This is a genomic window from Rhodococcus erythropolis R138 (assembly GCF_000696675.2).
GTDB classification, from domain to species: Bacteria; Actinomycetota; Actinomycetes; order Mycobacteriales; family Mycobacteriaceae; genus Rhodococcus_F; species Rhodococcus_F erythropolis.
Window position 1 is genome coordinate 4,935,636 of record NZ_CP007255.1, and the last position, 11,840, is coordinate 4,947,475.

Genomic DNA, 11,840 nt, shown 5'->3' on the forward strand with positions numbered 1-11,840 from the left:
TGGACGATGACACGACGAACACTGAAGCGATCGGGACCAAGTCCGAAAGTTCGGAAGACCGTGTTAGCGGTAAACCGAGCATCGGATCAGATCAGGATCTGCTGCCGCTGTTCGTTTGTCATTGTTCTCCGGTACACGCGGTCGGGCGTGTCGCCTTCTCACTCATCCTGCGCCGGACAATCTTTCGATCATCTGGCGCGTGATGCGTACCGGACGTGTTCGATGTCGAACACAAAGTAGGTACTGCTTCCGTCCTGCATTACTTCTCGTCTTGCATGTCTTGCATGGTCACAGTCGTTGACCCGATTACCCTGACGGGATCTGCGATCGATCGTCTGTGACGTCTTACCCTTACCCGATCACGGCCGCAAACGACCGCGTCCCGGACAAGGCAACCCGACCAGTATGCCGTACCTGGCCCGATTCCTCAACTCCCCCGAACCAGCCTTTCCGAGTGAGCTGCGCGACAACAACCTTACTCAGAAGTAAGATAGGCGGATGACTACTTCCAGCCCCACCTATCGCGGATGGCAGAAATTGCCGGACAACGCCCTCGGACATGCAGTTTTCTCGGCGGCGATGTCCATTCGCGTGCCCTACTTCGCCTCCGTTCTCCCCCGGGTGACCAAGTTGGAACCGGGACTGTGCGAGGTCCGCTCCCCCAAATGGTGGGGCGTCCACAACCATCTCGGCACTTTTCACGCGATCGCAGCATGCAATCTCGCGGAGGTCGCAATGGGCATGCTGAGCGAAGCGACGGTTCCGAACTCGCACCGCTGGATCCCCAAGTCCATGAAGGTCGACTACCTCGCCAAGGCCGAGACCGGCCTGCGGGCGGTCGCCCGACTCGAGACTTTGCCGGACTTCGCGGCGATCGAGAGTGGCACGGAACTTCTCGTTCCCATCTCGATCTTCGACCGGGGCGGCAAGGAAGTAGTCCACGCCGAAATCACCACCTGGGTCTCCCCCAAGTAGGCACTCACGAACCCGCCTGCATCGCAACCTGATTCGCCCGCCAAACAGGTTTCGCAGAATTAGGCACCACCGCAGGTTTCGGCGAATGACGATCGTGGAACACCTCCCCGAACGGCGATGGTCGGTCGGGGTGCCGGTGTCCGGAGGTGGGTTGCGTTCCGGGCACCACATTGTCGACCTCGCGTCACGCCGAGCACCGGGAGGCCTCGTGGAAGAGTTCTTGACCACAACGAGTTCCGAAGCAGGCACGCAGACCTCGTCGTATCCGGACGAGGCCGAGGGATTGGACAGCTTCCGGCGCGACCTCGACGCCATCGACGCTCTACTTCTCGAGACGGTGCGGCAGCGGCTGGAACTCTGCCTACGCATCGGCGAGTGGAAGCGCTCCCGCGAGGTTCCGATGATGCAACCCGGCCGCGTCCGCCTCGTGCAGGAGCGGGCGCGTGAATTCGCCCGTAGACACGACCTCTCCCCCGACTTCTTCAACGCCCTGTACGAGCTGATGATTGCCGAGACCTGTCGACTCGAAGACCTGGTGATCAACGCACCTGTTGAGGAGGAGGACACTGTTCGGGAATCCGTCGGACCGAGATCAGGATCATCGACATGAGTTCCCGCACCCTTCTGGTGGACAATTACGACTCGTTCACCTACAACCTGTTCACCCTGTTGACCGAGGTCAACGGGGTTGTGCCGACCGTGGTCCGCAACGACGCGGATTGGGATTCCATCGATCTCGCGTCATACGACAACGTGGTCATCTCCCCAGGTCCCGGCCGGCCGGATCGCGACCGTGATTTCGGAATCAGCCGCCGTTTCATCGAAGAAGCGCCTCTCCCACTTCTCGGTGTCTGTCTCGGCCACCAGGGCCTGTGCGAGTTGTTCGGCGCGGACGTGGTGGTTGCGCCCGTACCGATGCACGGCCGAATTTCGCTGATCGATCACGACGGCTCGGGCATCTTTGCCGGACTTCCGTCGCCGTTCCGAGCTGTTCGCTACCACTCGTTGACCGTCGAGAATCTGCCGAACGCCTTCGTTCGTACCGCGTGGACGTCCGACGGACTGCTCATGGGTGTCCGGCACCGGACCAAGCCGATGTGGGGCGTTCAGTTCCATCCGGAGTCCATCAGTACCGAGTTCGGCATAGATTTGCTCGCGAACTTCCGCGATCTGTCCGTCGGACGCACTCTGGATTCGGTGATCCGACCCGAACCGACTTCGCAAACACCCGACCTGCGGCCGGCGATCAACTACGACGTCGACGACGTGACTCTCGATTTTGCAGTGGACCCGTCTGCGGCCTATGCAGCACTGTTCGCCGACGGCCCGAACGCGTTCTGGCTGGACCGCGCGGCAACCGCAGAGCCGAGTGCGCGCTTTTCGATTCTCGGCGATTCGTCGGGGCCGCTGGCCGAGTTCATCACGTACGACGTGCAAGCCGAGGTACTGACTGTCAGCCGAAAAGGCTTGTCCGACGAGCACATTCGAGTTCCGTTCTTCGATTACTTGGACGCACAACTCGCGACGCGCTTCGTGCCCTCGCATCCGGAACTCGACTTCAACCTCGGCTACGTGGGCTACCTCGGCTACGAACTGAAAGCACAGACCGGAGGAAGGGCAGTCCATCCGGCACCCACTCCTGATGCCGCTCTGGTGTTTGCCGATCGCGCCGTCGTCATCGATCACACCGTCGGCCGCACTCACGTTTTGAGGTTGCGCGAGAAAGTCCGGGACGCCGGCTATGACGATTGGCTCGAATCGACCGTCGACACCTTGGCGCGGATCGGCGCGGACCTTCCGGAACGCACCCCGGTTCCGCTGATCAGCGACACCGTCTGGACGCAGGCTCGCCTTCGGCATGATCGCGATCAGTACCTGTCGTTGATCGGAACGGCCCTCTCGGAGATCCGGGCAGGTGAGTCCTACGAGGTATGTCTGACCAACATGGCGAGCGTCGACGAGACGATCGATGCACAGCAGGCGTTCGAGTATCTGCGCTCGATCAATCCGACGCCGTACAGCGCACTTCTCGACTTCACCGGCATCTCGGTGGTCTCGGCCTCGCCTGAGCGGTTCCTTCGTGTCGACTCGGACGGCAACGTCGAGTCCAAGCCGATCAAAGGGACCCGTCCGCGCGGCGTCACCCGAGCGCGTGATGCTGCGCTACGGCAGGACCTGCTCGACAGCGAGAAGGACCGCGCCGAGAACCTGATGATCGTGGACCTCACTCGCAACGACCTCACCAAGGTCTGCGTTCCGGGAAGTGTCCACGTTCCGAGGCTGTTCGCGATCGAGTCGTACTCGTCCGTTCACCAAATGGTGTCGACGGTGCGTGGACATCTGAGCCCGGGGTCGTCGGCGGTGGACTGTGTCCGCGCCGCGTTCCCCGGCGGATCGATGACCGGCGCCCCGAAGGTACGGACGATGGAGATCATCGACCGCCTCGAATCCGGCCCACGTGGGGTCTACTCGGGATCGATCGGGTACTTCGCCCTCGGTGGCGCCGCAGACCTCTCGATCGTGATCCGGTCGCTGGTCTGCACCGAGAGCGGCGTGACCTTCGGAATCGGTGGTGCCATTACAGCGTTGTCCGACCCGGAAGAAGAATTCGACGAGACCACGGTCAAGGCGTCCACTCTGCTCCGTGCACTCGATGCGGTGTCCTCGCGGGTCCTCGAGTACGGCGGGTAGATCCAGCCATGACGGCGGCATCAGGCACAGCGACGGTTGTCGGCGGGCTGGGTGCCGTCGGATCCATGTTCGTCGAATTGCTTCGCGGCGGGGGGTCGACGGTCACCGTCGTCGACCCAGCAGGCAGCGATCCTGACGGAGATGTAGTCGTCGGAGACATCACGAAACCCAGTGACCGGGTCCTCGCACACGTGGAGTCCTCGAGCGTCATCGTGCTCGCCGTTCCCGAGCAGGTCGCTCTAGCCGCACTACCGAGCCTTCGAACATCCGGTGCTCTCGTTGTGGACACACTGTCGGTCAAATCGCGGATGGACGCAGCAATCGCCGACGCCGGCCGAGAAGGGGAGTTCCTCGGACTCAACCCCATGTTCCGTCCGTCGCTCGGACCGCGCGGTCGGGCCGTCATCGCAGTGCCGTACGTCGACGGTCCGCAGTCCGCCAGATTCCTCGACGTCGTGCGCTCGTGGGGAGCGTCGGTCGCGGTGATGGACGCCGATCGTCACGACCGGTTGGCCGCGGCTACCCAGGTTCTGACACACGCGTCGGTGCTGGCTTTCGGCGTTGCCCTGGCCGAACTCGGAGTTTCTGCGGACGAACTCCTCGCGGTCGCCCCTCCCCCGCATCGGACCTTGCTCGCGCTCCTGGCGCGGATAGCCGGCGGCGAACCGGAGGTGTACTGGGACGTACAAGCGGGCAATCCGCATGCAGGTGCGACACGAAAAGCACTGTTTGATGCCACCTCACAGGTGGACACGGCGGCCGAGACGCTCGGCGACTTCACGACGCTGATGAAAACCGCCGAGGCAGCGCTCGACGATCACTCCGGCGAATTGAACGCGGAGTGCCAGAGCTTGTTCGATCGCATTGCCGAAGGGCACAGAGAGTAGGGAACGATGAGACCTGGAGTGAGTCCGCCCAGCCTCCCGGAGTACGACGCCTCGGATCCGGTCGAGAGTGCAATCGTCAGTCGGCTTGCGAGCAATTGGGCGCGCCGGGCAACCGTGAAGAAGGCGGAGCCGGAACTGGACGATCTCTTCGATTCGTCGTTGTCCGACTACCCCGAAGCACTTCTCCCGTTCGCGGAGCATCCGACCTACCTGGCATTGAGTCCCGAGCAGAAGCAACGCCTGCAAGCCTGGGCATGGATCGCGTTCAACAAGAACGTCATGGACATCGAGAAGTACGTCGTCAATCCCGGCTTCGACGTTCTCGCCGAAGACCGACTCGGCGTCGGACTCGGAGATTGGGCTGCAGTGGCCGTCAATCAGGCGATGGTCGACGAGCAATATCACACGCTCATGCACTTCAATGCCAGTTCAGCGACCCGTCGAGGCAGGGGCTGGGCGCTTCCGGCCAAGGCACTGCCAGACGTCCTGACGGTCCACACGCGGGCGCAAGCCCTCGACGCAGCCGAGGGGTCTCGCAAGATCGCCCTGACACAGTTGGCGTTCATGACCGTCGCCGAGGTGTCGATCACCGCATACCTCGACCTGATCTCGGATGACCCGGGCGTGCAGTCGATCAACCGCGCGACGATTCGGTTGCACGCTCGCGACGAGTACTGCCATGCCTCGATTGCCGGGGAACTAGCCGTGTTGGTCTGGGATTCCCTGGATCGTGGAGATCGCAGCTATTTATTGGAAGGTTTCGAGGACGCGATGCGTGCGTTCAGCGGGACCGACTTCGGCGCGTGGCGAGCAATCATGGAAATTGAAGCCATACCTGGAGGACGGAAGATGCTCGATGATGTCGCATTGGAACCGCGCAACGAACTGTTCGTGCAGGACTACAGTGGAATAACGTCCCTGCTCCAAAAGCTACAAGTTGCACCGGAAGTAACAATCGCAGCAGAAAAATATTCTGCCAGTTAATCCCGTGCAATAAAAGAAATAGTTCGCAACGAACCCGAACCAGTAATTGTCCGCAATTATCGGGCACTCCCGATTATTCAGCTAAACACGAGCATTCTCGAATAAATACCGGACGGATTTATCAAGAAAAGACGGGAAGATCCCGCGCCCGCTGCCTCCGACCCAAGACCCGAGAAGAGAGTTGTCCGGAATTCTTGTCATACATTCGATAAAGAGGCCACAAGATTGCATGCAGAATACTGTCCGCTGCGATCAAGAATGTTAACTTCCAATTCGATACACCATGATGCTCGAGGGTTTTCTTCGATGCTCGATTATATCGTGCATACACGCGCGGCGAACTAACTCCACGCCTACCCGAAACCTTTGCGGCCATGCTCGAGATCTGCCCCACTGCGCAACGAACATGCGCCATGCAGAGGGATAGATCGATATCCTCGTGAATGTCGGTTCGATCGCTGACCGCATCCCTAACGGCCAACCAAGCCGACCGACGCATCGCCATGTTACTGCCTGGAACTGCAACAACGGGCCGAACCGCCCCCTGGGCCCCGCGACCGAGTCGCCAATTCGTCCATCGGCGCTGAAGGCCGGCGATCGGAGATTCATAAAGGTAAGTCAGGCCAGTTACGCCCGAGAAATCGTCGCGACGCTCGAAGAATTCGTGAACCGCAACGGCCCAGTTTTCCCCCACGATCGTATCCGCGTCGATACGTCCGATAATTTCTCCACTAGCCGCGTCAAACCCTTTGTTTCTCGCATGCACCACCCCGGGTCGGGATTCTTTGAGAAGCCGAACCTTGGGACAACTACTTTGATACTTCTTGATCAACTCGGAAGTGTTGTCCGAGGAATTATTGTCAACGACGATGATTTCGTCGACATATTCACCTTGAGCAATGAGCGCTTCGATGCACGTTTCGATGTATTCAGATTCATTAAAAGCCGGAACAACCACCGACAACGTCGCGTTCGCCATTTCCCAACGGTATCGCGAATCTCCCCACAAGACATTGAGCAGCGGGCCCAGAGGACCAACCGGAAGGAATCGGGGGACTTTCGTCACCGGTCAAATCAAAGACCTCCGGTCCGCGCAACCGAATACCCACCTGCGCAGATGCGTTGAAAATCCATTTGGTCATTCGTTCAATTAGAGGAGATCTTTACGTTACAAAGAATATTTGTGATTCTTGCCACAAGGTGAAATCGAAGGTGAGAGTTGCTGGCAGGAGCCAAATACCCCCTCTCACGCGTCCGATTGCCCGAGTGTCGGTTTGACCCTCCGGTAACATCTGAGCGGAGATCACGGATAGAAGACAGAAGGCATCTGTGCGCCCGTCGGGAGCGCGTGCCCGTTCCGACAATGCAGACAGCGGAGTGTTGATGCCCTTTTCCACGGACGCAGCGGTACTAGTGGAGGACGTACACAAGTCCTTCAAGAACGTGCACGCGCTGCGAGGGATCAACTTCACCGCCCCACGTGGGACAGTGCTCGGCATCTTAGGTCCCAACGGCGCAGGCAAGACAACGACGGTGAAGGTCCTCTCCACGCTCATTCGTCCCACCAGTGGACGCGCGATGGTGGCCGGCTATGACGTCGTGCGCAACGCTCCAGAGGTTCGACGCTCCATCATGATGACCGGGCAGTTCGCCGCCCTGGACGATTCTCTCACCGGCCGCGAGAACATCGAACTGTTCGGCCGCTTGATGGGACTCGACAGGATGTCGGCCAAGGTACGCGCCGCCGATTTACTCTCGCAGTTCGACCTCGTCGAGGCAGGATCTCGCGTTGTCCGGAACTATTCGGGAGGTATGCGTCGACGGATCGACATCGCCTGTGGGCTCGTCGTTCGCCCCGAGGTGGTTTTCCTCGATGAACCGACGACCGGCCTCGATCCGCGAAGCCGTCAGAGTGTCTGGTCACTGGTTCAATCTTTGAAGGAGCAGGGCATCACGGTGCTCCTGACCACCCAGTATCTCGAGGAAGCGGATCTCCTGAGCGACAACATCATCGTCATCGACAAAGGCGCGGTTATCGCTGAGGGGACTGCTGATCAACTGAAGGCTCGGACTGGCGCGAGCTTTTGCGAGATCGTGCCTTCAGACCTCAAGCAGTTGGCCCACGCGGTCCACGCTCTAGGAAATCTGGTGCCCCGAGACTTCCGCTTCGACCTGGCACAAGAGAGCGGCCGAATCGCTATCCCCGCGCCCGTCGGCGCCGGAACGCTCTCTGAAGCACTGCGCCGTCTCGATCATGCTCGGATACCGCTTGCCGACATCGCACTTCGCCGCCCGTCACTCGATGATGTCTTCCTCGCACTCACTGGCGAGCAGCATGTAAGTGGGACAAAGTGACGACAACAACCAAATTCGGGGTCGATCAGGTGGCTGTCCGTGGAGACACGCGCAGCAAGATTGCAGTCCCTGACGCCTTGAGCGTTGGCAAGCACCGCCGACCACGTCCGTCAGCGATCAATCAGTGGTGGGTGTTGACGGCACGCACCGTCAAATCGATGGTGAAGCGCTATGAACTGCTCGTTGCAGTCATCGCACCGCTGATTTTCACGATCGGGTTCTACCTTCCTCTGAAGTTCGTCATGCAACTTCAAGGGATCAACTACGCGCAGTTCTTGATGCCGATCATCGTGCTGCAAGCCATGGCATTCACATCGATCTCGGCTGCTCAGATGTCGTCAACCGAATCAATCACCGGATTCAGCAACCGGATGAAAACCATGCCCGTCGTCGGCCCGATTCCGCTGCTGTCCCGTCAATCCAGTGGGTTCGTCAGATCAACAGTCTCGCTTGCTGCCGCATTGGCGTTCGGCCACTTGATCGGTTTTCGATTCTCAGCAGGAATCGGACAGGCCATCCTGTTTTGCGCGGTCGCCTTGGCGTTCAGCACCTGCTTGTCCTTCGCCGGTGATGCGATCGGCTCACTGTCGAAGAGCCCGCAGGCCACCAGTCAAGCGCTGACATTGCCACAGTTGATTCTGGGGATGTTGTCCTGCGGTTTTGCGCCCGAGACTGGCTTTCCCGAATGGATTCGGCCGTTTGTACGCAATCAACCGGTATCGCAGTTTTCATTCGCCATGCGTGATCTTGCGCAAGGCGGGGTCACCTGGAGCGTCCTCTTTCCCGTCGTTGCCTGGACTATCGGATTGATCGTCGTGTTCGCGCCACTCGCGTTCTGGGCAAGTATGAGGCGGTCATGAGCGAGCCGACAGATCGATTCATGGCTGTAGTCCGCCCGGTCGAGGGGTTCAACTTCCCTTACCCAGACAATGCGCTCCCCGAGAACTCGTTCAAGGCGCTGGTCGTTCACAGTGGAATTCAGGCCAAACGCCTGTTGCTCACCTGGCTGCGCGATCCATCGACCGCTATTCAGGCCCTCATTTACCCAGCATTCATGCTGCTGATGTTCCGGGTCGTATTGGGCAATTCGATTACGGCAGCAACCGGCCAGTCGAGTATTTTCGGGACCGTTCCACTGATCATCCTCGTCGGCGCAATGTTCGGGTCGATTGCAAGTGCGGTCGGTCTCAAAGGTGAACGCGCGTCCGGACTACTGAGTCGATTCTGGACGTTGCCTGCGCACCGCGCCTCTGGCCTCGTCGGACGCATGATCGCAGAAGCAGTCCGAGTTCTCCTCACGTCAATCGTGATTCTCGGCGTCGGCTACCTGTTGGGGTTCCGATTCAATCAGGGCCCGCTCGCGGCCTTTGCGATCTTGGCGTTGCCCGTCATTTTCGGCGTCGGTTTTGCCATGATGGTGACGGCCCTGGCCACGGTTTCCGACAACTTGCCGCTCGTCGAAATCGTATCCATCTCGTGCACACTGTTGATGTTCTTCAATTCCGGCTTCGTCCCTGTGATGGCCTACCCGAAGTGGCTTCAACCGGTGGTGGCAGAGCAACCGATGTCCGTCGCGATCGACACGATGAGAGGGCTGTCGCTAGGGGGTCCTGTGGCGGAACCCCTCGTCAAGACGCTGCTCTGGTCCTTCGGCATGATTCTCGTCTTCGTCTACCCAGCGATTCGGGGATACCGACGCGCCGCGGCGATGTCGTAACGAATACAGACCGCAAACCGACTTCACAATTCGAGAAACAAGTGGCACCAGGGATGAGCATCGATGTACCCGTGCCACGCAACGAGAGGTATCTAACTTGACGCGTACAAGGCAGTCCATGTGGAGGCGCGCTACCGGTGTCGCCGCGGTGACGATGGTGTGCGCTCTGGTTCCGGCCGGTATCGCAACTGCGTCACCTGTCGCTCACCAGGGCGGCGGAGATTCGGTGGAGTCCGTCACGAGTGGTTCTTACGTCGTCTCAGTCGAGCAAGTGAACGATCGCCAAAAGATCGTGAATGTATACGCGGCGTCGATGGACCGCGTTGTTCCAATTCAGGTCATCACTCCTGCCGATGACTCCGCACCCCGTCCCATCCTGTACCTGCTCAACGGCGCCGGTGGTGGACAAGATTCGGCTACTTGGGAGTACCAGACCGACGTCGTCGACTTCTTCCAGGACAAGAACGTCAACGTCGCGACGCCAGTTGGTGGCCGCCTGTCGTACTACACCGACTGGGAGAAGGAAGACCCGAAACTTGGTAAGAACATGTGGAGCACTTTTCTGGGTAAGGAGCTCCCTCCGTTGCTGAACAAGCAACTTGGCAGCAATGGCGAACAGTCCATTGCCGCAATCTCGATGTCGGGCACTTCTGTGCTCAACCTGGCGATCGAGTACCCAGGCTTTTACAACTCCGTTGCCGCATTCAGCGGATGTGCCCAGACCAGCGATCCGCTTGGCCAGCAGTTCGTCAAGACCACCACGGAGTGGATCGGCGGCGTTGACGACGTACAGAACATGTGGGGTCCGTTCGACGGCCCCGGTTGGCGGGAGCACGACCCGCTTGTGAACGCTGAGAAGCTGCGTGGCACACAGATTTACATGAGCACCGGCAGCGGGCTCCCCGGTTTCCCCAATGACACCCCTGCAAATCCGCGCATCCAGGACGGTCGCGCTGCGATGTTCGACCAGATCGTTGTCGGCAGCCCGATCGAGCTTGCAACCAATCTGTGTACCTCCAACATGGCGAAGCGGCTCTTCGAACTGAATATTCCGGCAGTAGTGGATTTCCGTCCAACAGGTACCCATTCATGGGGCTACTGGCAGGACGATCTACACAAGTCCTGGCCATTCATCGCACAGTCTCTGGGCGTCTGATTCAAGTGCCTCGTGCTGGCTTCAACTCCAGCGCGAGGCACCGTTTAGCATCATGGGAGGAATGTAGCGGTGCGGTTCATTCGGATCATGCTGGTCGTACTCGGAACTTGCTTCCTGCTGTCAGGCACCTCCGTCAGCGCCCTAGCGGATGATCATGAGCCCAGCCCCGGTTTCGCCACTATGGGTCCATCGCCGGCCGGTTCGAACAACTGGAATTGCATTCCGAGCGCCGAGCATCCTCGTCCGGTAGTTCTCATCCACGGAACAACCGCGAACATGGTTGATACATGGGCTGAACTTTCCCCGCAACTTGCTGATCTCGGCTATTGCGTATTTGCACTCAATTATGGAGGCGCACGGGAAATCTTCAATCCCAATGCTCTCCAATGGGGTATCAGGGACATTGCGACTTCAGCGAAAGAGCTTGCAACCTTCGTTGATTCAGTTCGCCGTTCTACGGGTGCAAGCCAGGTGGATCTCGTAGGCCACTCCCAAGGGGGAGTCGTCGCTCGCCAGTACCTGAAGTTCGACGGTGGTTCGACTCCGGAAGATCCGTCGAAAAACGCCGTCCATTCTCTGGTCACCCTCGGCGCTACCAACCACGGCACGACCTTCGGCGGCTTGCAAGCGAACGCTAAACAACTGTCAGATATGGGACTTCCCGGAGACCTCTTGGTTCAGGCGATCTGGGGACCAGCCGGTGTTCAACAACTTCAAGGGACACCACTGTTGGCTGAGCTCAATGCGGGCTCGGAAACCCAACCGGGAGTTACGTATACCGTGATCGCGACCGCTCACGACCAGATTTCAACCCCTCCGGAAGCTTCGTTCCTTACCGCAGGCCCCAATTCTGTTGTCAACAACATCTGGGTCCAGGATGGCTGCCCAGGCAACACTGCCTCGCATGCGGGTCTGGTCCGTGATGCGCATTCGTTGGACCTCGTAAAATCCGCGCTCGATCCGGAATTCACGCCGATCCCCTGCGCATAGCTGACTCAGACGTCGCGACGGTCGCCGCAGAAGTTGAAATCGCACACTCGACAACCTCCGATCGACAAGCGTGTGCTGTCACGGG

The 11,840-nt window shown here is 59.5% G+C and carries 11 protein-coding genes; 10 read left to right on the top strand and 1 reads right to left on the bottom strand.

Annotated elements, in window-relative coordinates; translation table 11 throughout:
- Nucleotides 1-498: 498 nt before the first annotated feature.
- The 5 genes from H351_RS22755 to H351_RS22775 all read left to right on the top strand — a co-directional run bounded on the left by H351_RS22755 (nt 499) and on the right by H351_RS22775 (nt 5,537).
- Entirely contained in the window at nt 499-975 is a 477-nt protein-coding gene (locus H351_RS22755; RefSeq protein ID WP_003940943.1) for a hotdog fold domain-containing protein, read from the top strand.
- An 85-nt stretch (nt 976-1,060) separates the two neighbouring features.
- Complete coding sequence (locus H351_RS22760) at nt 1,061-1,585, top strand: chorismate mutase family protein (RefSeq protein WP_019747551.1); 525 nt, start codon at nt 1,061-1,063, stop codon at nt 1,583-1,585.
- Entirely contained in the window at nt 1,582-3,666 is a 2,085-nt protein-coding gene (pabB, locus tag H351_RS22765) for an aminodeoxychorismate synthase component I (RefSeq protein WP_019747550.1), read from the top strand. The genes H351_RS22760 and pabB overlap by 4 nt, the downstream gene beginning before the upstream one ends.
- Nucleotides 3,667-3,674: 8 nt before the next feature.
- Nucleotides 3,675-4,553 carry a prephenate dehydrogenase dimerization domain-containing protein gene (locus tag H351_RS22770; RefSeq protein WP_029254912.1) on the top strand — a complete coding sequence of 293 codons (879 nt, stop codon included), beginning with the start codon at nt 3,675-3,677 and terminating at the stop codon, nt 4,551-4,553.
- A gap of 6 nt (nt 4,554-4,559) precedes the next feature.
- Nucleotides 4,560-5,537: a diiron oxygenase gene (locus H351_RS22775; RefSeq protein ID WP_029254911.1), complete on the top strand. Its 978-nt coding sequence runs from the start codon at nt 4,560-4,562 to the stop codon at nt 5,535-5,537.
- Between the two features lie 121 nt (nt 5,538-5,658).
- Here the strand turns inward: H351_RS22775 and H351_RS22780 are convergent, their stop codons facing one another.
- Nucleotides 5,659-6,516, bottom strand: a complete 858-nt coding sequence (locus H351_RS22780; RefSeq protein WP_020906890.1) for a glycosyltransferase family 2 protein — start codon at nt 6,514-6,516, stop codon at nt 5,659-5,661.
- 404 nt (nt 6,517-6,920) lie between these two features.
- Between H351_RS22780 and H351_RS22785 the strand changes: the two genes are divergently transcribed.
- From H351_RS22785 to H351_RS22805, 5 genes are all read left to right on the top strand, one after another.
- Nucleotides 6,921-7,892 carry an ATP-binding cassette domain-containing protein gene (locus tag H351_RS22785; RefSeq protein ID WP_029254910.1) on the top strand — a complete coding sequence of 324 codons (972 nt, stop codon included), beginning with the start codon at nt 6,921-6,923 and terminating at the stop codon, nt 7,890-7,892.
- Nucleotides 7,889-8,752 carry an ABC transporter permease gene (locus tag H351_RS22790; RefSeq protein ID WP_029254909.1) on the top strand — a complete coding sequence of 288 codons (864 nt, stop codon included), beginning with the start codon at nt 7,889-7,891 and terminating at the stop codon, nt 8,750-8,752. Before H351_RS22785 ends, H351_RS22790 begins: the two co-directional genes overlap by 4 nt.
- Entirely contained in the window at nt 8,749-9,609 is an 861-nt protein-coding gene (locus tag H351_RS22795; RefSeq protein WP_029254908.1) for an ABC transporter permease, read from the top strand. The genes H351_RS22790 and H351_RS22795 overlap by 4 nt, the downstream gene beginning before the upstream one ends.
- A gap of 118 nt (nt 9,610-9,727) precedes the next feature.
- Complete coding sequence (locus H351_RS22800) at nt 9,728-10,765, top strand: alpha/beta hydrolase (protein ID WP_020906886.1); 1,038 nt, start codon at nt 9,728-9,730, stop codon at nt 10,763-10,765.
- 87 nt (nt 10,766-10,852) lie between these two features.
- Complete coding sequence (locus H351_RS22805; RefSeq protein WP_029254907.1) at nt 10,853-11,755, top strand: esterase/lipase family protein; 903 nt, start codon at nt 10,853-10,855, stop codon at nt 11,753-11,755.
- The last annotated feature ends 85 nt before the right edge of the window (nt 11,756-11,840 follow it).

Excerpts from the sequence above, each read along its gene's own strand:
- pabB (WP_019747550.1), top strand. The coding sequence starts at position 1,582 with ATGAGTTCCCGCACCCTTCTGGTGGACAATTACGACTCGTTCACCTAC.
- H351_RS22775 (WP_029254911.1), top strand. The coding sequence starts at position 4,560 with ATGAGACCTGGAGTGAGTCCGCCCAGCCTCCCGGAGTACGACGCCTCG.
- H351_RS22800 (WP_020906886.1), top strand. The coding sequence starts at position 9,728 with ATGTGGAGGCGCGCTACCGGTGTCGCCGCGGTGACGATGGTGTGCGCT.
- H351_RS22795 (WP_029254908.1), top strand. The coding sequence starts at position 8,749 with ATGAGCGAGCCGACAGATCGATTCATGGCTGTAGTCCGCCCGGTCGAG.
- H351_RS22770 (WP_029254912.1), top strand. The coding sequence starts at position 3,675 with ATGACGGCGGCATCAGGCACAGCGACGGTTGTCGGCGGGCTGGGTGCC.
- H351_RS22805 (WP_029254907.1), top strand. The coding sequence starts at position 10,853 with ATGCTGGTCGTACTCGGAACTTGCTTCCTGCTGTCAGGCACCTCCGTC.
- H351_RS22785 (WP_029254910.1), top strand. The coding sequence starts at position 6,921 with ATGCCCTTTTCCACGGACGCAGCGGTACTAGTGGAGGACGTACACAAG.
- H351_RS22760 (WP_019747551.1), top strand. The coding sequence starts at position 1,061 with ATGACGATCGTGGAACACCTCCCCGAACGGCGATGGTCGGTCGGGGTG.
- H351_RS22755 (WP_003940943.1), top strand. The coding sequence starts at position 499 with ATGACTACTTCCAGCCCCACCTATCGCGGATGGCAGAAATTGCCGGAC.
- H351_RS22780 (WP_020906890.1), bottom strand. The coding sequence starts at position 6,516 with ATGGCGAACGCGACGTTGTCGGTGGTTGTTCCGGCTTTTAATGAATCT.